The 26,694-nt window shown below is 44.5% G+C and carries 24 protein-coding genes, 1 rRNA gene and 1 riboswitch; of the genes, 23 read left to right on the forward strand and 2 right to left on the reverse strand.

What is annotated here, in order from left to right:
- The first annotated feature begins 116 nt into the window (after nt 1-116).
- From rrf to purD, 15 genes are all read left to right on the forward strand, one after another.
- Nucleotides 117-233: ribosomal RNA gene (gene rrf, locus PBF_RS23340) — 5S ribosomal RNA — on the forward strand.
- Nucleotides 234-730: 497 nt separating this feature from the next.
- On the forward strand, nt 731-1,273 hold the full coding sequence (locus PBF_RS23345) for a DUF2179 domain-containing protein (RefSeq protein WP_035333237.1): 543 nt from the start codon (nt 731-733) through the stop codon (nt 1,271-1,273).
- On the forward strand, nt 1,270-1,476 hold the full coding sequence (locus PBF_RS23350) for an NETI motif-containing protein (protein ID WP_035333239.1): 207 nt from the start codon (nt 1,270-1,272) through the stop codon (nt 1,474-1,476). The genes PBF_RS23345 and PBF_RS23350 overlap by 4 nt, the downstream gene beginning before the upstream one ends.
- 88 nt (nt 1,477-1,564) lie before the next feature.
- Nucleotides 1,565-1,666: riboswitch (purine riboswitch) on the forward strand.
- A 140-nt stretch (nt 1,667-1,806) separates the two neighbouring features.
- Nucleotides 1,807-2,295, forward strand: coding sequence for a 5-(carboxyamino)imidazole ribonucleotide mutase (gene purE, locus PBF_RS23355; RefSeq protein ID WP_035333241.1), 489 nt, complete (start codon nt 1,807-1,809; stop codon nt 2,293-2,295).
- Entirely contained in the window at nt 2,249-3,436 is a 1,188-nt protein-coding gene (gene purK, locus PBF_RS23360) for a 5-(carboxyamino)imidazole ribonucleotide synthase (RefSeq protein ID WP_343299457.1), read from the forward strand. Before purE ends, purK begins: the two co-directional genes overlap by 47 nt.
- Nucleotides 3,437-3,439: 3 nt before the next feature.
- Nucleotides 3,440-4,732, forward strand: coding sequence for an adenylosuccinate lyase (gene purB, locus PBF_RS23365; RefSeq protein WP_035333245.1), 1,293 nt, complete (start codon nt 3,440-3,442; stop codon nt 4,730-4,732).
- Nucleotides 4,733-4,835: 103 nt separating this feature from the next.
- Nucleotides 4,836-5,561 carry a phosphoribosylaminoimidazolesuccinocarboxamide synthase gene (gene purC, locus PBF_RS23370; RefSeq protein ID WP_035333247.1) on the forward strand — a complete coding sequence of 242 codons (726 nt, stop codon included), beginning with the start codon at nt 4,836-4,838 and terminating at the stop codon, nt 5,559-5,561.
- Nucleotides 5,549-5,803: a phosphoribosylformylglycinamidine synthase subunit PurS gene (purS, locus tag PBF_RS23375; RefSeq protein ID WP_009336741.1), complete on the forward strand. Its 255-nt coding sequence runs from the start codon at nt 5,549-5,551 to the stop codon at nt 5,801-5,803. Before purC ends, purS begins: the two co-directional genes overlap by 13 nt.
- Nucleotides 5,800-6,486 (forward strand): phosphoribosylformylglycinamidine synthase subunit PurQ, encoded by a 687-nt coding sequence (gene purQ, locus PBF_RS23380; RefSeq protein WP_035333249.1) that lies wholly within the window; start codon nt 5,800-5,802, stop codon nt 6,484-6,486. Before purS ends, purQ begins: the two co-directional genes overlap by 4 nt.
- Nucleotides 6,470-8,686: a phosphoribosylformylglycinamidine synthase subunit PurL gene (gene purL, locus PBF_RS23385; protein ID WP_035333251.1), complete on the forward strand. Its 2,217-nt coding sequence runs from the start codon at nt 6,470-6,472 to the stop codon at nt 8,684-8,686. The genes purQ and purL overlap by 17 nt, the downstream gene beginning before the upstream one ends.
- A complete protein-coding gene (purF, locus tag PBF_RS23390) occupies nt 8,671-10,068 on the forward strand; it encodes an amidophosphoribosyltransferase (protein WP_035333253.1) in 1,398 nt (465 codons plus the stop codon). The genes purL and purF overlap by 16 nt, the downstream gene beginning before the upstream one ends.
- 147 nt (nt 10,069-10,215) lie before the next feature.
- Nucleotides 10,216-11,241 carry a phosphoribosylformylglycinamidine cyclo-ligase gene (purM, locus tag PBF_RS23395; RefSeq protein WP_035333255.1) on the forward strand — a complete coding sequence of 342 codons (1,026 nt, stop codon included), beginning with the start codon at nt 10,216-10,218 and terminating at the stop codon, nt 11,239-11,241.
- Nucleotides 11,242-11,254: 13 nt separating this feature from the next.
- Nucleotides 11,255-11,836, forward strand: a complete 582-nt coding sequence (gene purN / locus PBF_RS23400) for a phosphoribosylglycinamide formyltransferase (protein ID WP_035333257.1) — start codon at nt 11,255-11,257, stop codon at nt 11,834-11,836.
- 31 nt (nt 11,837-11,867) lie between these two features.
- Entirely contained in the window at nt 11,868-13,403 is a 1,536-nt protein-coding gene (gene purH / locus PBF_RS23405; protein ID WP_035333259.1) for a bifunctional phosphoribosylaminoimidazolecarboxamide formyltransferase/IMP cyclohydrolase, read from the forward strand.
- 86 nt (nt 13,404-13,489) lie between these two features.
- The gene (purD, locus tag PBF_RS23410) at nt 13,490-14,758 is read left to right on the forward strand and encodes a phosphoribosylamine--glycine ligase (protein WP_035333261.1); all 1,269 of its coding nucleotides are present in this window, start codon (nt 13,490-13,492) and stop codon (nt 14,756-14,758) included.
- Here purD and PBF_RS27165 read toward each other — a convergent pair.
- Both PBF_RS27165 and PBF_RS23415 read right to left on the reverse strand, forming a co-directional pair.
- Nucleotides 14,736-14,849, reverse strand: coding sequence for an EYxxD motif small membrane protein (locus PBF_RS27165; protein WP_323805933.1), 114 nt, complete (start codon nt 14,847-14,849; stop codon nt 14,736-14,738). The genes purD and PBF_RS27165 overlap by 23 nt on opposite strands.
- A 58-nt stretch (nt 14,850-14,907) precedes the next feature.
- Nucleotides 14,908-15,192: a YgaP family membrane protein gene (locus tag PBF_RS23415; RefSeq protein ID WP_035333262.1), complete on the reverse strand. Its 285-nt coding sequence runs from the start codon at nt 15,190-15,192 to the stop codon at nt 14,908-14,910.
- Between the two features lie 194 nt (nt 15,193-15,386).
- Between PBF_RS23415 and PBF_RS23420 the strand changes: the two genes are divergently transcribed.
- From PBF_RS23420 to PBF_RS23455, 8 genes are all read left to right on the forward strand, one after another.
- Nucleotides 15,387-17,129, forward strand: coding sequence for an adenine deaminase C-terminal domain-containing protein (locus PBF_RS23420; protein ID WP_200870091.1), 1,743 nt, complete (start codon nt 15,387-15,389; stop codon nt 17,127-17,129).
- Nucleotides 17,130-17,222: 93 nt separating this feature from the next.
- The gene (locus tag PBF_RS23425) at nt 17,223-18,278 is read left to right on the forward strand and encodes a DUF3048 domain-containing protein (RefSeq protein WP_035333266.1); all 1,056 of its coding nucleotides are present in this window, start codon (nt 17,223-17,225) and stop codon (nt 18,276-18,278) included.
- A gap of 228 nt (nt 18,279-18,506) precedes the next feature.
- On the forward strand, nt 18,507-18,815 hold the full coding sequence (locus tag PBF_RS23430; protein WP_035333268.1) for a YerC/YecD family TrpR-related protein: 309 nt from the start codon (nt 18,507-18,509) through the stop codon (nt 18,813-18,815).
- 158 nt (nt 18,816-18,973) lie between these two features.
- Nucleotides 18,974-19,660: a heptaprenylglyceryl phosphate synthase gene (locus tag PBF_RS23435; RefSeq protein WP_035333270.1), complete on the forward strand. Its 687-nt coding sequence runs from the start codon at nt 18,974-18,976 to the stop codon at nt 19,658-19,660.
- Between the two features lie 77 nt (nt 19,661-19,737).
- Entirely contained in the window at nt 19,738-21,969 is a 2,232-nt protein-coding gene (gene pcrA, locus PBF_RS23440; protein ID WP_035333272.1) for a DNA helicase PcrA, read from the forward strand.
- A gap of 40 nt (nt 21,970-22,009) precedes the next feature.
- Nucleotides 22,010-24,016: an NAD-dependent DNA ligase LigA gene (gene ligA / locus PBF_RS23445; protein ID WP_035333274.1), complete on the forward strand. Its 2,007-nt coding sequence runs from the start codon at nt 22,010-22,012 to the stop codon at nt 24,014-24,016.
- A gap of 15 nt (nt 24,017-24,031) precedes the next feature.
- Nucleotides 24,032-25,201 carry a CamS family sex pheromone protein gene (locus tag PBF_RS23450; RefSeq protein ID WP_035333276.1) on the forward strand — a complete coding sequence of 390 codons (1,170 nt, stop codon included), beginning with the start codon at nt 24,032-24,034 and terminating at the stop codon, nt 25,199-25,201.
- A 520-nt stretch (nt 25,202-25,721) separates the two neighbouring features.
- Nucleotides 25,722-26,694 (forward strand): aldehyde dehydrogenase family protein (locus tag PBF_RS23455; protein ID WP_035333278.1); only part of this gene is annotated, 973 nt, incomplete at its 3' end.

Below are 26,694 nucleotides of genomic sequence, written 5' to 3' on the forward strand. Positions count from 1 at the left end.
AGCTGACTGATACTAATCGATCGAGGACTTAACCAAGTCATATTGGTAATTACTCGGCAAACACTTCTTCATGCATTATCTAGTTTTGAGGGAACGAAGTTTCTTCAACCAAATAGTCCGGTGGCGATAGCGAGAAGGTCACACCCGTTCCCATACCGAACACGGAAGTTAGGCTTCTCAGCGCCGATGGTAGTTGGGGGCTGTCCCCCTGTGAGAGTAGGACGCTGCCGGGCTAATGAAAGAGCACCTGATGGGTGCTCTTTTTTTGTGTGTAATTATAGGTATCTGAATCAGTTATACTCTCCTTTTTATTGAAAAATGCATATATGCGTCAGGCTCAAAATATGCCCCACTCCTTATTCCGCCGACTGTTTTAAAAGTTAAATCTGTTCTCTTCAGAGAAAAATTGTCCCAAATGTAAGATAAACTTCACGATATGTTAGATAAAAATAAAAACTTGTTAGATAAAAGTCCATACATGCCAGATAATCTCCAAAACCTGCTAGATAAAACTGTTACGAACCTCTCTCCAGCACATAGCCACAAAAACCAGGCAAAACCCATAAACAGATAAGCCGTTTCATCCCACTCAAAAAAGGATAACATATTCATAAAGAATCCAATTTGCGAAAAAAGGTTATCAAATCCCAATTTCTTTTGTACAATAGGGACTTAATGGGGAAGAGGCGCCATAATGCCTTTAAATCCCCCATAAAGGAGGACGCTTGCATTGCTGGAAAACAGTTTTATTATGGTCGCTATTATTCTGATCATTAATATCGTATATGTATCATTTTTCACCATCAGGATGATTCTGACGCTTAAGGGACAGCGTTACCTGGCAGCTTTTATAAGCACCATCGAAGTTGTTATCTATGTCATTGGACTGGGACTTGTTCTGGATAACCTGAATGAAATACAAAATCTGATTGCTTATGCTGTCGGTTATGGAATCGGCGTTATTGTCGGCATGAAAATTGAAGAGAAGCTGGCTCTTGGCTATATTACCGTAAATGTAATTACAAAGGAATATGACAGAGACCTGCCTAAAGCTTTAAGAGAGAAAGGGTATGGCGTAACCAACTGGGCTGCCAATGGACTTGAAGGCGATCGGATGGCCCTGCAGATCCTGACACCGAGAAAATATGAATTGAAGCTTTATCAGACGATTAAAGAGCTGGATCCTAAGGCCTTTATCATTGCTTATGAGCCAAAAACGATTCATGGCGGCTTCTGGGTGAAATCAGTTAAGAGAGGAAAGTTGTCTCAATGAGCAAAGGCAAGAATAAAATGGCATTCGAAGTCCAGGAAAACGAAACGATTGACCAGTGCCTGGAAAGAATCAAAAAGGCAGGCTATATGCCAGTAAGAAGGACGGAAAAGCCTATTTTCAAGGAAGTAAAAAAAGCCGGACTGGTGGATTATGAGCCGGCCGGCCGGCAAATTGTTTTTGAGGCTAAACGAATAGAAAATTAAAACACGAACAATAATTGTCTGACTTTTAGTATTGTTCGATTTTTCAATTGACAGAGTATCAGATATGTTGTTAATATGGTGGTAGTTAATAAAACGTGAATAAACCCCTCGTATAATAATGGGAATAGGGCCCATAAGTTTCTACCCGGCAACCGTAAATTGCCGGACTATGAGGGAAAGCTGATATGCCCGGCATGTAGAAGGAATGGTTCCTGCCGTTTGCAGGTGTCTTCCTTACGGTTCTTTTTAGCCCGGACAGATTACTTTCTCTCATATTTAAGAGAAAGATCTGTGCGGGTTTTTTATATTGGAAGATTTGGAGGAGAAAGAATGAGCGTACAAGCAGCAGTCATTATGGGAAGCAAATCAGATTGGGAGACAATGAAGCACGCTTGCGGAATTCTGGAAGAGCTTGAAATCCCTTTTGAAAAAAAGGTTGTTTCAGCGCATCGGACTCCAGATCTTATGTTTGAATATGCTGAGCAGGCAAGAGAGAGAGGAATCAAGGTAATTATTGCTGGTGCAGGCGGAGCGGCGCATCTGCCAGGTATGGTTGCAGCGAAAACGACACTTCCTGTCATTGGGGTGCCAGTGCAATCAAAAGCTCTTAACGGACTGGATTCATTGCTGTCCATTGTTCAGATGCCCGGCGGCGTCCCGGTTGCAACGGTTGCGATTGGAAAAGCAGGAGCCGCTAACGCCGGATTGCTGGCAGCACAAATACTTGGCGCTTTTGATACAGCCATTGCAGAACGTCTTCAGTCAAAAAGAGATAAAACAAAACAGGAAGTACTGGAAAGCAGTGATGAACTTGTCTAATAAAACAATTTTACCTGGACAAACAATTGGAATTATTGGCGGGGGACAGCTTGGCAGAATGATGGCACTTGCAGCAAAAGCAAATGGCTTCAGGATTGCCGTTTTAGATCCGGCAGAAGACTCTCCTTGCGGCCAGGTTGCGGATATTAAAATCATTGGAGAATATGGCCATTTAGATTCTATAAAAGAGTTAGCTGACGTCAGTGACGTTGTGACATATGAATTTGAAAATATCAGTGCGGAAGCTCTTGAGTGGCTATGTGCAAATGCGTACGTCCCACAGGGGAGCGAGGTGCTGGAAATCACCCAGGACCGGACAAAGGAAAAAGCAGCCATCCAAAAAGCCGGCTGCGAGGTAGCGCCATATGCGGTCATTACTACTGAAAAAGATATTTATGATAATATAGAAAAGCTTGGCTATCCAGCAGTATTAAAGACATCCAGAGGCGGATATGACGGAAAAGGGCAAGTTGTGATAAAGAGCGGGCAGGATATTAAGAAAGCTGCACAGCTTCTTGAGAATGGCGTGTGTGTCCTTGAAAAATGGATTCCATTCGAAAAAGAAATATCGGTTATTATCTGCCGGAATATCTCGGGAGAAAAAGCGGTATTTCCAGTCGGGGAAAATGTCCATAAAGAAAACATTCTGCACCAGACAATTGTGCCGGCCATGATCACAGCCGATGCTGAGGAAAGGGCAATAAATGCAGCAAACCAGCTGGCAGAAGCTTTAAGCCTTGTCGGTACATTGGCAGTCGAAATGTTTCTGACAAAAGATGGACAGATTTACATTAACGAGCTTGCGCCTCGTCCGCATAACTCAGGCCATTATTCGATAGAAGCTTGCGAAACCTCCCAGTTTGAACAGCACATCCGTGCAGTTTGCAATTGGCCGCTTGGCAGCACGGAGCTATTAAAACCGGCTGTTATGGTAAACATACTAGGAGAGCATCAGGAGCCTTTAATTAAGAAAATACCTGAATTGGATGACTGGAAGATTCACTTGTACGGAAAAAAGGATGCCAAATATAAACGCAAGATGGGCCATGTCACGCTTTTGCGGAACTCAGCCGAAGAGGCACTTGAAGAAGCAGAAAGAAGCGGCATTTGGACCCCTGTGAAGGAAAAGATCGGAGGATAAAACATGATTGAACGCTATACGAGACCGGAAATGGGAGCTATCTGGACAGAAGAGAACCGCTTTCAGGCTTGGCTTGAGGTAGAAATTCTTGCCTGTGAAGCTTGGGCTGAATTAGGGGATATTCCGAAAGAAGATGTTCAGAAAATCCGTGAGAATGCTTCTTTTAATATTGACCGTATTAAAGAAATCGAAGAGGAAACACGGCATGATGTGGTCGCTTTTACTCGTGCGGTATCTGAAACGCTTGGCGAGGAACGCAAATGGGTTCATTACGGGCTTACTTCCACAGATGTGGTTGATACGGCGCTTTCATACTTAATCAAACAGGCGAATGATATTCTTCTAAAAGATATCGAACGCTTTGTGGAAATCCTGAAAATCAAAGCACAGGAACACAAGCATACAGTAATGATGGGCCGTACGCACGGGGTACATGCTGAGCCGACTACATTCGGATTAAAGCTTGCACTATGGTATGAAGAAATGAAGCGTAATCTTGACCGCTTTAAAGAAGCAGCTGCTGGTGTGGAATTCGGTAAAATCTCTGGTGCCGTTGGAACATATGCAAACATCGATCCATTCGTTGAAAAATATGTGTGTGAAAAGCTGGGCATCCAGCCAGCGCCAATTTCAACACAGACACTTCAGCGTGACCGTCATGCACATTATATGGGTGCGCTTGCGCTGGTGGCCACTTCAATAGAAAAATTTGCTACGGAGATCCGCGGTCTGCAAAAAAGCGAAACGCGTGAAGTGGAAGAGTTTTTCGCAAAAGGCCAAAAGGGATCATCAGCGATGCCGCATAAACGCAATCCAATCGGTTCAGAAAATATGACGGGGATGGCAAGAGTGATCCGCGGCTATATGATGACTGCGTATGAAAATGTAGCATTATGGCATGAGCGTGATATTTCCCACTCATCAGCTGAAAGAATCATCCTGCCTGACGCTACGATTGCGCTGAACTATATGCTGAATCGTTTTGGAAATATTGTTAAGAACCTAACAGTCTTCCCTGAAAACATGAAGCGCAATATGGACCGTACGTTAGGGCTGATTTACTCTCAGCGTGTTCTTCTGGCCTTGATTGACAAGGGCATGACCCGCGAAGAGGCATATGACACTGTCCAGCCGCGGGCCATGGAAGCATGGGAAAAGCAGGTTCAGTTCCGCAGCCTGATCGAGCAGGATGAAACGATTACTTCTAAGCTTTCTGAAGCAGAGATTGATGACTGCTTTGACTATAACTACCACATTAAGCATGTGGATACTATTTTTGACCGTCTGGGTTTATAAAAAATAAAGAGGTAAAGAGCTGTCTTTACCTCTTTATTATCGGGAAAATTCCCAATCTTCTTAATCATTAAGTCCAGCTATTCAAATAAGGGAGGCTCTCCGCATGGAAAAAGGAGCATTGTTATACGAAGGCAAAGCCAAAAAAGTTTATCAGACAAACGATGAAAATATCGTCTGGATTGAATACAAAGATTCTGCAACAGCCTTTAATGGTGAGAAAAAAGCAAGCATCAGCGGCAAGGGCCGTTTGAATAACGAGATTACGAGTTTGCTTTTTTCAAAGCTTCATGACCTGGGAATTGAATCTCACTTTATTGAAAGACTTTCAGAGACTGAGCAGCTTGTTAAAAAGGTGGATATCATTCCGCTCGAAACAGTGGTCCGCAATGTTGCAGCGGGGAGCTTTTCTAAGAGATTGGGAGTTGTAGAAGGGAAAGAATTACCGAGGCCGATTGTTGAATTCTACTACAAAGATGACGAGCTCGGTGATCCGCTGCTGACAGAAGATCATATCGAAGTTCTTCAGCTGGCTGATAAGCAGGAAGCAGCCCTTTTACAGGAAAAGGCACTTCAGGTTAATGCCATTTTAGGAGATTTTTTCAAAGACCTCGGCATTAAATTAGTAGATTTTAAGCTGGAGTTTGGTAAAGATGAATCAGGCCAAATTCTGCTGGCCGATGAGATTTCGCCGGATACTTGCAGGCTTTGGGATATTGAAACAAATGAAAAGCTGGATAAAGATGTTTTCCGCAGAGACCTTGGAAATTTAACAGATGCATATGAAAATATTTTAGCGCGACTGGGAGGCCAAACAGTATGTACAAAGTAAAAGTTTTCGTCACATTAAGAGAAAGTGTTCTAGATCCTCAAGGAACAGTTGTAAAAAATTCACTTCATTCCATGAATTACAGCGAAGTGTCTGATGTGCGCATTGGAAAATACATGGAACTGACAGTGGAAAAAAGCGACCGTCCTGTTGAAGAAGCTGTAAAGGAAATGTGTGAGCGCTTATTGGCTAATGTAGTGATTGAAGATTACCGCTTTGAGATTGAGGAGGCTGTTGCCCAGTGAAGTTCGCTGTGATCGTATTTCCAGGGTCCAATTGTGACATCGATATGTACCATGCAGTAAAGGATGAGCTTGGAGCGGAAGCCGAATATGTTTGGCATGACGCGGAAAGCTTAGATGAATATGACGGAATTCTTCTTCCCGGCGGTTTCTCTTACGGAGATTATCTCCGTTCCGGTGCTGTCGCACGCTTCAGTAATGTCATGAAAGAAGTCGTGAAAGCGGCTGAAGCAGGGAAGCCAATCCTGGGCATCTGCAACGGATTTCAAATTTTATTGGAAGCCGGTCTTCTGCCGGGGGCGATGAGAAGAAATGACAGCCTGAAATTCATCTGCCGCACGGTTGAGCTGAAGGTTGAAAACAATGAAACTATGTTTTCATCTGCATACGGAAAAGGCGAAGTAATCAATATTCCGATCGCACATGGTGAAGGAAACTATTATTGTGATGAAGCTGTTCTAGCTGAATTGAAGAAAAATAACCAAATCGTTTTTACTTACAATGGAACGAATCCAAATGGCAGCCTGGAAAATATCGCAGGCATTGTCAATGAAGAAGGAAATGTACTCGGCATGATGCCGCACCCTGAAAGAGCTGTTGATGAGCTTTTAGGGGGAGCAGATGGCCTGAAACTTTTTCAATCAATCGTAAAACAATGGAGGGAAGCACATGTCGTTAAGCTTTAAGCCAAGTCCGGAACAGTTAAAGGCACAGAAGGTATACAAAGAAATGGGTTTGTCTGATGACGAATTTGCGATGATTGAAAAGATTATCGGGCGTTTGCCAAATTACACAGAAATCGGTTTGTTTTCGGTTATGTGGTCAGAGCATTGCAGCTATAAAAACTCAAAGCCCGTGTTAAGCAAATTTCCGACAACAGGAGAGAAAGTGCTTCAGGGACCAGGGGAAGGAGCTGGAATTGTTGATATCGGCGACGGGCAAGCAGTTGTTTTTAAAATTGAAAGCCATAACCATCCGTCTGCAATCGAGCCTTACCAGGGGGCAGCAACAGGTGTCGGCGGGATTATCCGCGATGTATTTTCAATGGGCGCAAGACCGGTCGCGCTCCTCAACTCTTTACGCTTTGGAGAATTGGATTCTCCTCGTGTACGGTACCTTTTTAAAGAGGTAGTCGCAGGCATTGCAGGTTACGGAAACTGCATCGGCATTCCAACAGTCGGGGGAGAAGTGCAGTTTGATTCTTCCTATGAAGGAAATCCGCTTGTAAACGCTATGTGTGTCGGCTTAATCGACCATAAGGATATTAAAAAAGGCCAGGCCCACGGAGTAGGCAACACAGTCATGTATGTGGGTGCGAAAACTGGCCGTGACGGTATCCATGGTGCTACTTTTGCATCTGAAGAATTAACTGACCAATCAGAATCAAAACGCCCTGCTGTACAGGTGGGTGATCCATTCATGGAAAAGCTTCTGCTTGAAGCATGTCTTGAACTTGTCCAGTCTGACGCACTTGTCGGCATACAGGATATGGGAGCTGCCGGTTTGACAAGCTCTTCTGCTGAAATGGCGAGCAAAGCAGGATCCGGAATCGAAATGAATCTTGACTTTGTTCCTCAAAGGGAGACAGGCATGACTGCATATGAGATGATGCTTTCCGAGTCTCAGGAGAGAATGCTGATTGTCGTGAAAAAAGGACGCGAGCAGGAGATCGTTGATTTATTTTCCAAATATGGCCTGGAAGCAGTTTCTGTTGGAAAGGTAACAGATGATAAAATGCTCCGCCTGACTCATCAGGGAGAAGTGGTGGCAGAGCTGCCGGTAGATGCGTTAGCAGAGGATGCACCGGTTTATCATAAGCCATCAAGCGAGCCGGAATATTACCGTGAATTCCAGGCAATGGAAAATGAAATTCCTGAGGTTGAAGATTATAAAGAAACATTGGTAAAGCTCCTCCAGCAGCCGACAATCGCCAGCAAGGAATGGGTTTATGACCAGTACGACTATATGGTCCGCACGAATACAGTAGTGGCACCTGGATCAGATGCTGCAGTCATTCGCATCCGCGGCACCCGCAAAGGATTGGCCATGACGACAGACTGTAATTCACGTTATATGTATCTTGATCCTGAAACAGGCGGAAAAATTGCTGTTGCCGAAGCGGCAAGAAATATCATATGCTCCGGCGGTCAGCCTTTGGCAATCACAGATAATCTGAACTTCGGAAATCCGGAAAAGCCTGAAATCTTCTGGCAGATCGAAAAAGCGGCAGACGGAATCAGTGAAGCATGCCGCACATTAAATACGCCAGTTATCGGCGGAAACGTCTCTTTATATAACGAAACAAACGGAACAGCTATTTACCCAACGCCTGTCATTGGAATGGTCGGGCTTGTAGATGACATTGATCATGTGACAACACAATCCTTAAAAGCATCTGGTGATCTTATTTATCTGGTTGGCGAAACAAAGGATGAGTTCGGCGGCAGTGAGCTGCAGAAGATGACGTACGGCAGGATTTTCGGAAAAGCACCTGAGCTTGATCTCGAAAAAGAAGAAAAGGCACAGGAACAAATTTTAAAAGCCATTCGTTCTGGACTTGTAGCATCTGCCCATGATGTGGCAGAAGGCGGTTTAGCTGTAGCAGCTGCGGAAAGCCTGATCGGTTCAAAGGGTCTGGGAGCGGATATCAAGGTAACAGGAAATGCGACTTCAGCTTTATTCAGTGAATCACAATCCCGTTTCTTGCTATCTGTAAAAAAAGAAAACCAGGAAGCATTTGAAAATTTAGTCGACGCGACACTAATCGGTGAAGTAACAGAAGAACCTGTACTTTATATCTCCAATGAAGAGGGCCTATTGCTTGCCGAACAGGTTGACGTTCTAAAGCAGGCCTGGAAAGGAGCTATCCCATGCTTGCTGAAATAAGAGGACTGAATGAAGAGTGCGGTGTTTTTGGAATCTGGGGGCATCAGGATGCTTCCCAGATCACGTATTACGGGCTTCATAGTCTGCAGCACCGCGGCCAGGAAGGCACAGGAATGGTGGTTACCGATGGCAAAAAGCTGAAAGGCATTAAAGGTGAAGGCCTTGTAACGGAAATTTTCACAGCAGATGCCATGAAGGACCTGGAAGGAAAAGCAGCAATCGGACATGTCCGCTATGCGACTGCCGGCGGAGGCGGATATGAAAATGTTCAGCCTCTATTGTTCAACTCACAAAGCGGCAGCCTTGCACTTTGCCATAACGGAAACCTGGTGAATGCGACTGCATTGAAGCATCAGCTTGAAGGACAGGGAAGCATTTTTCAAACGAGCTCGGATACAGAGGTGCTGGCGCACTTAATTAAGCGTGCAGGCTTCTCTTCACTAAAGGACCGTGTCAAAAATGCTTTATCCATGATTAAAGGAGCTTATGCTTTTCTGATCATGACCGAAACAGAATTGATGGTTGCGCTGGACCCGAACGGCATGAGGCCGCTCTCACTCGGAAAAATCGGCGATGCTTATGCGGTGGCATCTGAAACTTGTGCTTTTGATGTGGTCGGGGCAGAGTTTATCCGCGACATTCTGCCGGGAGAGCTGCTGATTATTGATGATAATGGCTTTCGTTCTGAAATGTTTGCCATGGCCTCTAACATCGCTATGTGCACGATGGAATATGTATACTTCTCCCGTCCTGACAGCAATATTAATGGGATCAATGTGCATACTGCCCGGAAAAACCTTGGGAAGCAGCTGGCTCTTGAAGTGCCAATTGAAGGTGATGTTGTTACTGGTGTGCCGGATTCCAGCATTTCGGTTGCGATTGGATATGCTGAAGCGTCTGGCATTCCATACGAGATGGGTCTGATTAAAAACCGCTATGTGGGACGTACATTTATCCAGCCTTCCCAATCGCTGCGTGAACAGGGTGTGAAGATGAAGCTGTCTCCGGTACGCGGAGTGGTAGAAGGCAAGAGAGTCATCATGGTGGACGATTCGATCGTTCGCGGGACAACAAGCAGACGGATCGTCACTATGCTGAAGGAAGCTGGTGCGACTGAGGTGCATGTGCTGATCAGTTCACCTCCGATTAAAAATCCATGCTTCTATGGAATCGATACATCGACAAAGGAAGAATTGATCGCCGGCAATCATTCCGTTGAAGAAATAAGAGAAATCATTGGTGCGGACACACTTACCTTTTTAAGTGCAGAGGGCATGGTCAAGGCAATTGGCCGGAAAGATGGACAATGCCTGGCATGCTTTACAGGACAGTACCCGACGGAGATTTATCCGAGCACTTTGCATCCTTATGAAAAGGTATAACCTTAAGTTGGCCAATAGACAGCTATGTTTGGCCGATAAATATGGGAAATTGGCCGTTAAAAATTGATTTTTGGCCGTTAAAAGTACTAATTTGGCCGATAAGTTGAAGAATCGGCCTTTATTTTTCCAATATGGGGTGAACAACAGATGGCAAATGCATATAAACAGGCCGGAGTAGATATTGAAGCTGGCTATAAAGCAGTTTCCCGCATGAAAAAACATGTACAGAAGACGATTCGTCCTGGTGTGCTTGGCGGTTTGGGCGGATTTGGCGGCATGTTCGATCTTTCTGAACTTAACCTGAAGGAACCGGTTTTAGTATCAGGTACAGATGGTGTCGGCACGAAGCTGATGCTCGCTTTTATGATGGATAAGCATGACACGATTGGGATTGATGCCGTCGCCATGTGTGTAAATGATATTGTCGTACAGGGAGCGGAGCCTCTTTATTTCTTGGATTATATCGCCTGCGGAAAAGCGGCGCCTGAACGGATTGAAGCGATTGTGACAGGCATTGCGGATGGCTGCGAACAGGCCGGGTGTGCACTTGTAGGCGGTGAAACTGCCGAAATGCCAGGCATGTACAGTGAGGAAGAATATGATCTTGCCGGTTTTGCAGTCGGTGCCTGTGAGAAATCCAGCCTGATTAATGGTTCCGAAATTAAAGCTGGAGATGTACTGATTGGCCTTGCATCCAGCGGAATTCACAGTAATGGCTACTCACTTGTCAGAAAGCTGTTTTTTGAAAAAGCGAATATGTCCTTAAATGATCATGTAGAAGAATTAGGCTGCACTCTAGGGGAAGAGTTGCTTCGCCCTACAAAAATTTATGTAAAGCCGCTTCTGTCAGCTTTGAAGCAATTCAAGCTGAAGGGCATGGCACATATTACAGGCGGCGGATTTATCGAAAATATCCCGCGCATGCTGCCTGAAGGTCTTGGTGCCGAGCTTAGTGAAAGCAATTGGGAGGTACCGCCTGTGTTCACGGTGATGGAGAAGATCGGCGAACTGGAACGCAAGGAAATGTACAATATTTTTAATATGGGAACAGGCATGGTGATTGCAGCAGATAAAGAAATTGCTGATGAACTGATCTCCTATTTTAATGGAATTGGAGAAAAAGCCTATCTAATGGGGACAGTAACAGATCAGGAAGGAATTGAAATTCTGTAACTTGGAGGAAGTCATGAAAAAAATCGCAGTGTTTGCTTCCGGAAGCGGAACGAACTTTCAGGCCATTGCTGATGCCGCCAGAAAAGGGGACTTGCAGGCTGAGATTGTCTTGTTTGTCTGTGACCGGCCAGGTGCATACAGCATTGAACGTGCACAAAATGAACAGGTTCCGCAGTTTGTTTTTTCAGCTAAAGACTATGCCGGCAAAGCAGAGTATGAAAGAGCGATTTTGCAAAGGCTGAAGGAGAGCGGCGCCGAGTATATTATTCTCGCAGGCTACATGAGACTGATTGGACCGACGCTTTTGAAAGAGTTTGAAGGCAGGATTATTAATATCCATCCTTCTCTTCTTCCAGCTTTTCCGGGTAAGGACGCAATTGGCCAGGCGCTATCTGCCAATGTGAAGGAAACCGGTGTGACGGTTCATTTTGTCGATGAAGGCATGGATACCGGGCCGATAATTGAGCAGGCGCCAGTTGAAATAAATGCGGGTGAAACGCTGGAAAGCCTTCAGAAGAAGATACATGAAGTCGAGCACAAACTTTATCCGCAGGTTTTGCAAAGTCTTTTCTGTGCTAAAATGGTAGAGAGCTAAAGTTTATTCAACAGAGTCAGGGGGAGCGAACATGAAGAAACGTGCATTAATCAGTGTTTCCGACAAAAATGGCATAACAGAATTTGCCCAGCAGTTAAGCGGACTGGGTTTTGAAATTATCTCAACAGGCGGTACAAAAAAAGCCCTTGAAGAGAGTGGAGTCCCCGTTATCGGCGTAAGTGATGTGACAGGCTTTCCGGAAATTTTGGAAGGGCGTGTGAAAACATTAAATCCGATGATACACGGCGGACTGCTGGCTAAGCATGGCGAACCAGGCCACAAGCAGCAGCTTGAGGAGCATGGGATCCAGCCTATCCAGGTTGTGTGCGTGAATTTGTATCCGTTCCAGCAAACCATCGCTAAACCGGATGTGTCAGTAGAAGATGCAATTGAGAATATTGATATCGGCGGTCCGGCCATGCTGCGTGCTTCCGCCAAGAACCATGACTATGTAACGGTTGTGGTGGATCCTGCCGATTATGAAACTGTTCTTTCACAGCTGAAAGAAACCGGAGAGGTTCAAAAGGAAACACGCCGCAGGCTTGCTGCGAAGGTATTCCGCCACACAGCTGCCTATGATGCGATGATCGCTGAATATATGACAGATCTGGCAAATGAAGAAACACCTGAAAAATTAACGGTTACGTATGAACTGAAGCAAACATTGAGATACGGGGAGAATCCGCATCAAAAGGCAGCTTTTTACCGCAAGCCGCTTGGTTCTGAATTTTCGATTGCTAACGCGGAACAGCTACATGGCAAGGAATTATCCTACAACAATATCAATGATGCGGATGCAGCTCTTCAGATTGTAAAGGAATTCTCTGAGCCTGCCGCAGTTGCTGTTAAGCATATGAACCCATGTGGAGTTGGCACAGGAGAAAATGTATTTGATGCTTTTTCAAAAGCTTTCGCAGCTGACCCTGTTTCAATTTTCGGCGGAATCATTGCCGTAAACAGGGAAGTGGATGCAGAAACAGCTAAAAAGCTTTATGAGATCTTCCTTGAGATCATTATTGCGCCATCCTTCTCAGAGGAAGCGCTTGAAATTTTAAAAGGGAAAAAGAATCTGCGCCTGCTGACCATTCCTTTTGAAGGCAAAAAGAAAGCGGAAATGAGATTGTCTGCTATTGAAGGCGGCTTGCTGACGCAGGAATATGATCTATTCACCCTTGAAGATGCCGAAGTAAAAGTAGCAACAAAGAGGGAGCCCACAGAAGAAGAGTGGAAAGCACTGAAACTTGGCTGGAAAGTTGTCAAACATGTAAAATCCAATGCGATAGTCGTCAATGATGCGAACATGACACTTGGAGTTGGTGCCGGGCAGATGAATCGCGTAGGCTCTGCCAAAATCGCGCTTGAACAGGCAGGAGAAAAAGCAAACGGAGCCGTAATGGCATCGGATGCCTTTTTCCCAATGAACGATACCGTTGAAGTCGCAGCCAAAGCAGGCATCACAGCCATCATTCAGCCGGGGGGCTCCATCCGTGATGAGGATTCCATCAAAAAGGCTGATGAATATGGAATTGCCATGGTCTTTACTGGCGTACGGCATTTTAAGCATTAAACGAAAAGCGGAAGTGCCTCGATCAGGTAGGCGCTGAGCTAAACAATACGAAAAGAGGAAGCTGACATTTTACGGAGGTGGGCGTAATGAAAGTATTGGTTATTGGAAGAGGCGGACGTGAGCATGCAATTTGCTGGAAGATGAATCAAAGCCCTTCAGTTGAACTGGTTTTTGCAGCTCCGGGAAATCCGGGAATGGAAGATTCAGCACAGCTGGCTGCCATCCAGGAAAACGACCAGGAAAAACTTGTGCAGTTTGCTCAGGAAAATGAAATTGACTTGACTGTAATCGGGCCGGAAGTGCCGCTGCTTGAGGGCCTTGCAGACCGATTTGAAGAAGCAGGGTTAAAGGTATTTGGACCGAAAAAAGCTGCAGCTGAAATTGAAGGCAGCAAATCCTTTGCCAAAGAGCTTATGAAGAAATATGCTATTCCGACAGCTGAATATGGAGTATTCAGCGGCTATGAAGAAGCGAAAGCCTATATTGAAGCAAAGGGTGCTCCCATTGTTCTGAAAGCAGATGGGCTTGCAGCGGGAAAAGGCGTAATAGTAGCCATGACTATGCAGGAAGCATTATCCGGGATTGAGGAGCTATTGTTAAATGAAAAATTTGGCCGGGCCTCTTCAACAGTTGTAATTGAAGAATTCCTTGAAGGGGAAGAATTCTCTTTAATGGCCTTTGTGAACGGTGAAACCGTAGTTCCGCTTGAAATTGCCCAGGATCACAAGCGTGCTTTTGATGGAGATCAGGGCCCGAATACAGGCGGAATGGGGGCTTATTCACCGGTACCGCATATTGGTGATGAAACAGTTGCAGAGGCTGTTGAAAAAGTATTGAAGCCTGCAGCAAAAGCAATGGTTCAGGAGGGCCGAAGTTTTACCGGAATTTTATATGCAGGTCTGATTAAAACATCAGCTGGCCCGAAGGTAATCGAATTTAATGCCCGCCTTGGAGATCCTGAAACACAGGTGATTTTACCCCGTATGAAGTCTGATCTGGCAGAGGTAATGCTGGCAGTCCTAAATGGGGAGCAGCCTGAAATCGAGTGGAGCGAGGAAGCAATCATTGGAGTGGTTGCTGCTTCAAAGGGCTACCCTGAAGCATATGAAAAAGGAGCTGTTCTGAATGGGCTGCATTCGCTTAAAGATGTCTTAGTCTTCCATGCCGGCACTGATCGAAACAGCTCAGGTGAGTATGTGACATATGGAGGCCGCGTGCTGCTGGCAGGCGCCAGAGCGTATACACTGAAAGAAGCGCAGCAAAAGGTATATTCCGAACTGGAGAACCTTCAGTGCGAAGGTGTATTCTACCGGAAAGATATTGCTGATAAAGCTATCGCGCACGTCCTTTCTTAGTCTTCCGGATATACACAAACAGGAGTGCTACAATGCTTCCAATAATGGCCGTCAGGACGAACGTCATATCCATTACGTATTCCCAGAACATAATGTCAGCTCCTTTCTATAGTACAGCCCCCAAATAGGGGGCTGAATTTTTTTGAAACTTAAGACGGATTATAAGGCAAAATCTCCTCAGCAGCCTCATCATTATTATTGTGATTGCCTCTCTTTTCCAGCACCATGTCCTGGCCTCTTTCAAAAAGAGCTGTCAATGGGCAAAAGCGGACAATCCCCTCAGCCACTTTCATTCCTCCCAGCATGGCCATCACAAGATAAGAGTCCCGCCAAGGCCTCTTAACAAGCTTTGAAGTGCTCCAGGCCAGTACCGTTAATCCGACTGTTATGCGTATTAAGGCATTTACAATGCCGATATTTGATTTTACATGCATAGGTCCCACCACTTTCACGAAATTTTTACAATCTTTTACTGATTCTTTAATGCGTTAAACAATGAAATATGTTACTATAGTAAAATAAGAGAAAATGAAAGGGCTTTCTTTATTGATATAAAGCCATTTTACTCATTGTAATCATTCTAAAAACAGAGTCTTTATATATAGATATCAACAAGGGAGGGAGTATGGTGCTGGAACAGCGTTACCGTTGGAAAAACAGGCACTTGCGTGAACATGTTTCCGTATTGGACGGAAAACTTTCACCGACGATATTACTAAAGAACGCGCGTTATCTGAATCAGGCGCTTCGCAAATGGATAACAGCAAATATATGGATTTATGGCGACCGCATTGTTTATGTGGGCGAAAAGCTGCCGGAAAAAACAGATCAGTGTGAGGTCATTGATTGTACTGCACTTACGCTCGTTCCCGGATATATTGAGCCGCATGCCCATCCATTTCAATTATATAATCCCCATTCCCTGGCGAGCTATGCATCGCAGTTTGGCACAACAACCCTGATTAATGACAATATGGTGCTTGCTTTACAGCAGGATAAAAAGAAAGCGTTTTCTTTTTTGAAGGAAATGAGAAACATGCCTGCAACAACCTATTGGTGGTGCCGATTTGATGCTCAAACAGAGATCCAGCACGAAGAATCTGTTTTTTCCCATGGAAACGTTAAATCGTGGCTTGAACATGATGCAGTGCTTCAGGGAGGAGAACTGACAGGCTGGCCGAAGCTATTGGATGGCGATGATATGATGCTTCATTGGATTCAGGAAACAAAGCGGATGAGGAAAAAGATTGAAGGCCATTTTCCGGGGGCATCCGAAAAAACGCTGGCAAAGCTTATGCTGCTCGGTGCTGATTGTGACCATGAGTCAATGACTGGAAAAGATGTGTATAATCGCCTTTTACAGGGATATACCGTATCTCTCAGATATTCTTCCATTCGTCCGGATCTGCCGGTTTTATTGGAAGAAATGCATGAAATCGGCATTGATCAATATGATCGGATGGTCTTCACAACAGACGGTTCCTTTTCCTCCTTTTATGAGCAGGGAATCATTGACCATATGATCCGCATTGCCATAGATAAAGGAGTGCCTGTTATTGATGCGTATAATATGGCAACCATTAATGTGGCCCGTCATTATGGAATCGATTATTTACATGGCTCCATTGCGACAGGAAGGGTTGCCAATATCAATTTCCTGTCAGATGAAAACGAACCAACTCCAATATCAGTTATTGCCAAAGGGGAATGGGTGAAGAGAGACGGAGAAAATCTTCATGCCTATAAGCCTGTAGAATGGGAAGAATACGGCTTTGAACCGCTGGATATTGATTGGGAGATGACAGCTGATGATATGCAATTCTCCATGCCTTTTGGGATAAAGCTTGAGAATGCTGTTATTACGAAGCCGTACTCCATCACGATTGACGTATCCTCTGAAGAACTGGAGAAAGACCATGATGAATGTTTCTTTATGCTTGTTGACCGGAATGGACAATGGCGCATAAATACGATACTAAAAGGATTCTCGAAAAGCATGGATGGAATGGCAAGTTCTTTTTCCAATACCGGTGACATCATCTTAATCGGAAAAAGCAAACAGGAAATGCTGAATGCTTTTAACCGGCTGAAAGAAATTGGCGGAGGCATTGTCATATCTGAAGGGGGAAGGATTGTCCAGGAGATGGAGCTCCGCTTAAAAGGAATAATGTCCCATAAAAATGTGGAGGAATTAATGCAGGAAGAAAAACAGCTTGTGCATTATTTGCGTGATCAAGGCTATAGACATGAAGATCCAATGTACACGCTGCTCTTTTTCTCTTCAACCCACCTGCCTTATATCAGGATTACCCAGCAGGGAATGTATGATGTCATGAATAAAACGGTACTCTTTCCAACGATAATGCGTTAAAATATGAAAGAGGTGTAATAGATAGAGATCAGAACTGCTCAAGGGAGCTTATATAGAATCCGCATCAAAAGCAAAAATCACACGGGGTGAAAAATGTTAAAAAGATGGATAGCTGTATCAGCAGCGGCAATGCTTCTCGTTTCTGGATGCAGTAAAGAAAAAGCAGAGGAGCCGGCAAAGCAGGAGCCGGAAAAAGCGGAAGAAGCCACAAAAGGTGTCAGCGCCGAAAAAGAGCTTCCATTTCAATATCCGCTCACAGGCTTCGGGTCTGAAACAGAAGTGGATGGAAGGGCTGTAGCGGTGATGATCAATAATCATCCGAAAGCCCGTCCGCAATCAGGGCTTAATCAGGCTGATGTCGTATATGAAATGCTGGCAGAAGGGGACGTGACTCGTTTTCTTGCTATTTTTCAAAGTGAGCGGCCAGAAATGATAGGGCCTGTCAGAAGCTCCAGGGACTATTATATTGAGCTGGCCAAAGGCTATGACAGCCTCTACATTGCCCACGGCTACAGTCCGGAGGCCAAAGAATTGCTGGATCAGGGGTATGTTGATAACCTGAACGGAATGCAGTATGACGGTACATTGTTTAAAAGGGAAAGCTTCAGAAAGGCTCCTCATAATTCCTATATTTCTTATGACAATGTGCTGAAGGGTGCAAAAGAAAAAAATTATGCAATGGAGAATGAACCGAGATCTCTTGAATTTCTGTCAGAAGAAGAGATAAAGACAATTCAGGGAGAGAAAGCTGACTCTGCCATGATCTCCTACCTGGACAATGAATTATTCAATGTCATCTATGAATATGATGCAGGGCTCGAGAAATACAAAAGATATTCCAATGGCGAGCTTACAGCTGACTACAAATCGGGGGAACCTGCATTACTCGATAACATTTTCATTGCAGAAGCAGACCATCAAGTGGTTGACAGCGCAGGCCGCCGTGATATTAACTTAACTTCTGGGGGAAAAGGATATCTCCTTCAAAAAGGAAAGGTGACAGAGGTGCAGTGGGAAAATATTGACGGGCGAATTCTTCCTGTCTTGAACGGCCAGCAGGCTGGCCTGGTGCCGGGAAAAACATGGATCAACATCGTTCCATCAAACCCGGGCCTGGAGCAAACGGTTTCCTTTGAAGCCGAAAATTAGATTCTGTAACTATAAAATCGCTAATTTAATCTATTCTCCGAGTTGATTGGAGCGGAGGGCACTTGACTCCTGCGGGAAGTGAGGGAAGTGAGAGACCCCACAGGCGAAGCCGAGGAGGCTCTCATTCCTCCCCGCGGAAAGCAAGTGTCCGCAGCGGAAATCAACGGGGCAGTATTAATGCAGGAAAATAGAATTTAAAACTATTACAACAAAGGGGTATGCAAATATATGCAAATTGATAAGCTAAGAGGCAAAGAACTGGATCAGTTATTTAAATCTGTTTTATCTTTAAAAGATCTGGAAGAGTGCTATCGATTCTTTGACGACTTATGTACAGTGAATGAAATTCAATCCCTGGCGCAGCGCCTGGAAGTGGCACGAATGCTTCGTGAAGGTAAAACGTATCATAAAATCGAAACAGATACGGGTGCCAGTACGGCAACTATTTCCCGTGTGAAACGCTGCCTCAACTATGGAAATGATGCTTATGAAATGGCATTGGAAAGAATTAAAGAAGAAGAAGCAGAAAAGGCGTAAATATTCGTTTTGCCTAAACCGATGGGACTGTTCCCGCGGTTTTTTTTTGTCTTCTATTAATTTTTTCCACCTCATTCTTACATCCTGCTTTTATTTTTTATTCCCAATCTTAAATGATATAATGATGAAATGGAATGATAGAATGGAGGCAATTTTGCATGTATGATGTTCGCGAATGGAGCCACGTATTCAAGCTCGATCCGGATAAATATATTTCAGATGAAGACCTTGAGATGATTTGCGAGTCAGGGACTGATGCGATTATTGTGGGCGGAACAGACGGGATCACATTGGAGAAGGTGCTGGATTTAATGGCACGAATCCGCAGATACACGGTGCCCTGTGTGCTGGAGGTTTCAGCGATTGATTCAGTTACACCGGGCTTTGACCTATATTTTATCCCGACAGTTCTTAACAGCCGGGATGTGAAATGGATTACAGGCCTTCACCAGGAAGCAGTAAAAGAATATGGGGATATTATGAATTGGGAAGAAATCCTTGTTCAGGGCTATTGTATTCTGAATGAAGAATGTAAAGCCGCACAAGTCACCAATTCACGCACAGATTTATCTCTTGATGAGGTCAGGGCATATGCCATGATGGCTGAGAAAATGTTCCGCCTGCCAATCTTCTATCTGGAATACAGCGGAAAATATGGAGATGCAGAAATGGTCGCAGAGGTGAAAAAAACACTTGAAGAAACCGTATTATTTTACGGAGGCGGCATCCTGAATGCAGACCAGGCAAAAGAAATGGCTGAGCATGCGGACGTCATTGTGGTCGGAAATGTTATTTATGATGATCTGCAGGCTGCATTGGCCACAGTCGAAGCCGTTCGTGCTTAATATAGGTTGCTGATGGTTAGCAAACAAGATAAAATAGAATATAAGAACATATGTTTCTATGGTGGTGAAGAGAAGGAATGCAATTTTTAACAGATAAATTATTGAACGGACTAAACCCGCAGCAGCAAAATGCGGTAAAAGCAACAGACGGGCCACTGCTGATCATGGCAGGGGCAGGAAGCGGAAAGACTAGAGTGCTTACGCACAGGATTGCATACTTAATGGTGGAAAAGGGTGTTAATCCCTACAATATTCTGGCAATCACCTTTACAAACAAAGCAGCCCGTGAAATGCGTGACCGAATTCATAACATGATGGGCGGAGCTGCAGATGATATCTGGATTTCCACGTTCCACTCGATGTGTGTGCGGATCTTAAGAAGAGATATTGACCGGATTGGCTATAACCGCAATTTCACGATTTTGGATTCAACAGACCAGCAATCGGTTATTAAATCGATCCTGAAGGATAAAAATCTGGATCCCAAGAAATTTGATCCCCGTGCAATTCTGGGCTCCATCAGCTCGGCAAAAAATGAATTGATCACCCCTGAAGAGTATGCGAAAACAGCAGGAGATTATATTCAGCAGGTTGCCAGTGATGTATATACAGAGTACCAAAAGAGATTAAGACGCAATCAGGCGCTTGATTTTGATGATCTTATTATGATCACGATTCAGCTGTTTCAGCGGGTTCCGGAAGTGCTGGAATATTATCAGAGAAAATTCCAATACATTCATGTGGATGAGTATCAGGATACGAACAGAGCGCAGTACATGCTTGTAAAGCTAATGGCAAGCCGATTTAAGAATCTTTGTGTAGTCGGTGACTCGGACCAGTCCATTTATAAATGGCGCGGTGCGGACATTGCGAACATTCTATCCTTTGAAAAGGATTATCCTAATGCACAAACCATCATGCTTGAACAAAATTATCGCTCAACAAAAAGGATCTTGCTGGCTGCGAACGAAGTCATCAGCAAAAACCTGAACAGAAAGCCGAAAAACCTCTGGACCGAAAACGCAGAAGGCAATAAGATCTTCTACTATCGTGCCGACAGTGAACAGGGAGAAGCGCAGTTTGTTGCAGGTAAAATCAAGGAATACATCAGCACCGGCAAGCGAAGCGCTTCGGATATTGCGATCCTGTACCGCACCAATGCACAGTCCCGTGTAATGGAGGAAGTGCTGTTAAAATCGAACATAGAATATTCCATTGTCGGCGGCATCAAGTTCTACGACCGCAAAGAGATCAAGGACATCCTTGCTTATCTGCGCCTTATTGCCAATCCGGATGATGATATCAGCCTCCAGCGTGTAATTAATGTGCCAAAGCGCGGAATCGGCTCCGGTTCGGTTGATAAAATCGCCAACTTTGCACAGCTTCATGAAATGAGCATGTTTGAAGCTCTTGAGTCTATTGAACTGATTGGCTTGAGCCCGAAAATCACAAAAGGGGCCATTGAATTCAGGGATTTGGTTAAAAACTATACACAAATGCAGGAATACCTATCTGTGACAGAGCTTGTGGAAGAGCTTTTGGAGAAATCAGGCTACCGCGATATGCTTATTGCCGAGAAGTCCATTGAAGCCCAGAGCCGTCTGGAAAACATTGATGAATTCCTGTCCGTTACAAAAAACTTTGAAGAAGCCAGCGAAGATAAATCGCTTATCGCATTTTTGACTGATTTGGCTCTTGTGGCTGATATTGATAAATTGGATGATGATGGCGAAAAAGCTGAATCTGTTGTTCTTATGACACTTCACTCAGCAAAAGGGCTTGAATTCCCTGTTGTCTTTTTACTGGGTCTTGAGGAAGGGGTATTCCCGCACAGCCGTTCTCTAATGGAAGAGTCTGAAATGGAAGAGGAACGTCGCCTTGCTTATGTGGGAATCACCAGGGCAGAAGAGGAGCTTTTCATTACGAATGCTCAAATGCGTACTTTATTCGGACGCACGAATATGAATCCGCCATCCCGGTTTATTAAAGAAATACCTGCTGATTTGCTGGATGGACTGGAACCTGCTAAAAAGCCGTCACCGTTTGGATCATCACCGTTTGGCTCTCCTTCTGCTTCAAGAGGAGCACAGCCTCAGCGTAAAGCAGTGATTCGTCCATCTGCATCGAACACAGGCGGAGACGATATTGCCTGGAAGGTTGGTGACAAAGCCCAGCACGGAAAATGGGGAACAGGTACTGTTGTCAGTGTGAAAGGCTCCGGCGAAGGAACAGAGCTGGATATTGCGTTCCCGAAACCAGTGGGCATTAAACGTCTGCTGGCCAAATTTGCACCGATTACAAAGGCGTAACCCCCTTTATTTTTAATGGATTATAGAAAGGGCTGAATGTATGGACCTTCAATTGGCCGAAAAAAAGGTGAAAGATCTTCATAACCTTTTGAATCAATATAATTATGAGTATCATGTTCTTGATCAGCCGTCTGTTCCCGATGCTGAATACGATAGGCTCTTGAGGGAATTGATTGAGCTTGAGGAAAAATTCCCCGAACTGAAAACAGAGGACTCTCCCACGCAGCGGGTTGGAGGGGAAATCCTTGATATGTTTGAAAAAGTGGAGCATCAGTCGCAGATGCTCAGTTTGGGAAATGCCTTCAATGAACAGGATTTAAGAGACTTTGACCGCCGTGTCCGCCAGGGTGCCGGAGAAAATGTTTCTTACGTGTGTGAATTGAAAATTGATGGGCTGGCTGTCTCCCTCCGCTATGAGGATGGTTTATTTATTCTCGGTGCGACACGCGGCGATGGATCCATTGGCGAAAATATTACTGCTAATCTAAAGACAATCCGTTCGATACCTCTCCGGCTGAAAGAGAACGTCACAATGGAAGTCCGCGGTGAGGCCTTTATGCCCAGACGTTCTTTTGAGAAATTGAATAAAGCAAAAGAAGAGAATGGAGAGGAGCCGTTTGCTAATCCAAGAAATGCCGCAGCAGGTTCCTTAAGGCAGCTGGATCCGCGCCTTGCAGCAAAGCGCAATCTAGATATTTTTGTCTATGGCATTGCAAATGCGGGGAATACAGGGATTGTATCTCACAGCGAAGGTCTGGATTTCCTGGATAGCCTCGGATTTAAAACAAATAAAGAACGCAAAAGATGTGAAAGCATTGAGGAAGTAATTGAATATGTACAGGGATGGACCGACAAACGTCCGAATCTGTCTTATGACATTGATGGTATTGTAATCAAAGTCGATTCACTGGAGGAGCAGGAGCAGCTGGGCGCTACGGCGAAAAGCCCACGCTGGGCCATAGCTTATAAATTCCCTGCAGAAGAGGTTGTTACCACACTAAGGGATATAGAATTAAGCGTGGGGCGAACGGGCGTTGTTACGCCAACTGCGCTTCTGGAGCCTGTCCGTGTTGCCGGGACGACTGTCCAGAGGGCTTCACTTCATAACGAAGATTTGATCCGCGAAAAAGATATTAAAATTGGTGATCAGGTAGTTGTGAAAAAAGCGGGCGATATTATTCCCGAAGTTGTGAATGTACTGGCAGACAGGAGGACGGGTGAGGAGCAGGATTTTAATATGCCGACACACTGTCCGGAATGTGAGAGCGAACTGGTCCGTCTTGATGGTGAAGTGGCTTTGCGATGCATCAATCCAAAGTGCCCTGCCCAAATCAGGGAAGGCCTTATTCATTTTGTTTCCCGCAACGCTATGAACATTGATGGTCTTGGTGAAAAAGTGATCAGCCAATTATTTGCCGAAAATCTGATTAAAGATGTGGCGGATATCTACAAATTAACGTATGAACAGCTCATCCAGCTCGAACGGATGGGTGAAAAATCAGTTAACAATCTTCTTCAGGCAATTCAAAACTCCAAAGGGAATTCTCTTGAAAAATTGTTATTTGGCCTGGGAATTCGTCATGTGGGAGCAAAGGCAGCCAAAACGCTTGCCCAGGAGTTTAGCCATATGGAGGCACTTGAAAAAGCATCCCGGGACGATTTAACAGCAATTAATGAAATTGGCGAAAAAATGGCGGACTCCATTGTTTCCTTCTTTGAACAAGAGGAAGCCCATGAACTGATTGCCGAGCTGAAAGCAGCCGGAGTCAACATGGCTTATAATGGGCCAAAGCCAGTTTCAGCCGAAAGCTCAGATAGCTTTTTTGCAGGGAAAACGGTCGTTCTGACAGGAAAGCTTGAAATCATGAGCCGAAATGAAGCGAAAGATAAAATAGAGGCGCTTGGCGGCAAAGTTTCCGGAAGCGTCAGCAAAAAAACAGATGTTGTAATCGCCGGAGAAGACGCCGGATCTAAACTGACGAAGGCCCAGGAGCTGGGTGTAGAGGTTTGGAACGAGGAGAGACTGGTTGAAGAATTAAATAAGTAAGAGGGTGTAAGCTCCGTGAAAAAACTAATGATGCTTGCTTTATCCCTATCCCTTCTGCTTGCTGGCTGTGCGCCTAATTTTAAAAGCCAAGAGGAAGTTGTTCAGGAAGACAAGAACGAAAAGGATAAGGCAATCATTCCAAACTATAAAATTTCTGACAAGTATTATCGAACGCTGCTGCCGTTTAAACCAAGTGAGTCCAGAGGTCTTGTGGTCAATAATATAAGCACTAAATATGACATTAATGAATTTGAGACCGGACTAATGAGGGTTGCTCAAAACACATTCGATACAGAAAAATATTTATTTCAGGAAGGTCAATTTTTAAAAAGGGAAACTGTCCAAACCTGGCTAAACCGCAAGTTTACTGAAAATCAGCTAAAGGAACACAAAATGAAAGCCGAAGACAACATTGGCTTAAATCCCATGATTGCAGATGGCGGAGATATTGATAAAAATAATGAAAAAAGCCCGATATACCTGGCACATATACTTGAGCATAACTACCTGCTGAAAAACGAGGATGGAAAAGTAGGTCTTGGCGGAGTTGTGATAGGCCTTGCCATGAACTCTGTTCATTATTATCAGAAAGAACAATATGGAGCGACTTTTGAAACAGAAATTAAACGGGATGTTCTTGAACAGGAAGGCAAAAAGATGGCTGAGGAAGTCCTTCAGAGAGTACGGCAAATCAAAGGTCTGAAGGATGTGCCGGTAACCATTGCTTTGTTTGAACAGCAATCAAGAACATCGGTTGTGCCGGGAAGCTTCTTTGCTTACGCTAAGGCAGACAAAGGAAGCAATAAGCTAGGCGGATGGGAAGATATCAGCGAGAAATATGTCCTTTTCCCTTCAAACACGGCTGAAAAAAATCATCGTGATGATTTAACTGCTTTTCTTAACTTTAAACAGGATGTTGAAACATACTTCCCGAACTTCAATGGAGTTATCGGAAAAGCTTTTTATGCCCAGGATCAATTGCAGGAAATCAATATTGATATCCCTATCCAATTCTATGGGAAAGCAGAAGGTATTGGATTTACGCAATATGTGACAGGACTTGTTGTCAAACACTTCCCTGAATACATCTCAGTCCAGGTAAATATCTCATCAGTCAACGGCCCGGAAGCGCTTGTGGTCCGGAAAGCAGACCAAAGCGAGCCCTTTGTCCATATCTATAATTAGAACCAGGTACCCAGAAGTGTATGAGATGCACCTTCTGGGTTTTTTCATTTCAGGATAGAGGGTTGCGGTCATGGCGAGAAAATTGAAAGCAGTTTAAGAAACTTGTTGTCATAGAGGGTTCAAGAAGACGAAAAAGGGAGAAGTTCAAGGAAAATAGTCGCCATAGAGCGTTCATGGCGCCCAAATTGAAAGAGGTTCAAGAGAAATGGCCGTCAACGACTGAAAATCAAAATCTAAACCCAATACAGCACTAAAAAATTATATATAACAGTTTTATCCAACCCTGTACTATATAGCTTCAACTCCTTCTCCTCCCAAGTGAAACCGCAACTCCGCCCTTTAGTTGTTAATATATAACATCAGCGGAGAATGTTTGAAGATAATGTTATTTTCGTGTTAATATAGTCTTTGGATGAAAACGTTTTAAGAGTATAGCAGACCTTGTTCCAGCATGTTTATAGAGCGGGACGGGGCGCTAAGATCTGACGTTTGATATTTGTACACTCAGGAGGCGGTAAAAATGGTACAACCTTATAAGCATGAGCCATTCACGAATTTTAAAGAAGAAGAAAATCGTGAAGCATATTTAAAGGGTTTACAAACTGTAGAAAGCTATTTGGGCCAGGATTATGATCTTTTAATTGGCGGAGAGCGTATTTCTACTGAAGATAAAATTGTATCAATCAATCCTTCTAATAAAGAAGAAGTGGTTGGCCGTGTTTCAAAGGCAAGCCGCGAGCTTGCGGAAAAAGCGATGCAGGCTGCTGTGGAAGCATTCAAAACATGGAGAAAAGTGAAGCCGGAAACACGCGCAGATGTTTTATTCAAAGCTGCTGCGATTATCCGCCGCCGCAAGCATGAGTTCTCTGCCCTTTTAACAAAAGAAGCAGGAAAACCTTGGAACGAGGCAGATGCTGATACTGCGGAAGCGATTGACTTCCTTGAGTACTATGCACGCCAAATCTTAACAATCAAAGACGGTGTTCCAGTCAACAGCCGTCCGAACGAATATAACCGTTATGACTATATTCCATTGGGAGTAGGGATCATCATCTCTCCTTGGAACTTCCCGCTTGCGATCATGGCCGGCACAACTGTTGCGGCAATCGTGGCCGGAAACACCGTTCTATTAAAACCAGCTTCCACTACACCTGTTGTGGCTGCGAAATTTGTTGAAGTGATGGAAGAAGCTGGCCTTCCGAAGGGCGTTCTTAATTTCGTTCCGGGCAGCGGTGCAGAAGTGGGCGACTACCTGGTTGACCATAAAGACACTCGCTTCATTTCCTTCACAGGTTCACGTGACGTTGGTCTTCGCATCAACGAGCGCGCCTCTAAATTAAACGAAGGCCAAATCTGGCTGAAGCGTGTAATTGCTGAAATGGGCGGTAAGGACACGATTGTTGTCGACAAAGAAGCAGACCTTGAATTGGCAGCTACTTCAATCGTGGCTTCTGCTTTCGGATTCTCCGGACAGAAGTGCTCGGCATGCTCAC

This window comes from Cytobacillus firmus DS1 (genome assembly GCF_000565285.1).
Taxonomy (GTDB): domain Bacteria; phylum Bacillota; class Bacilli; order Bacillales; family Cytobacillaceae; genus Cytobacillus; species Cytobacillus firmus_A.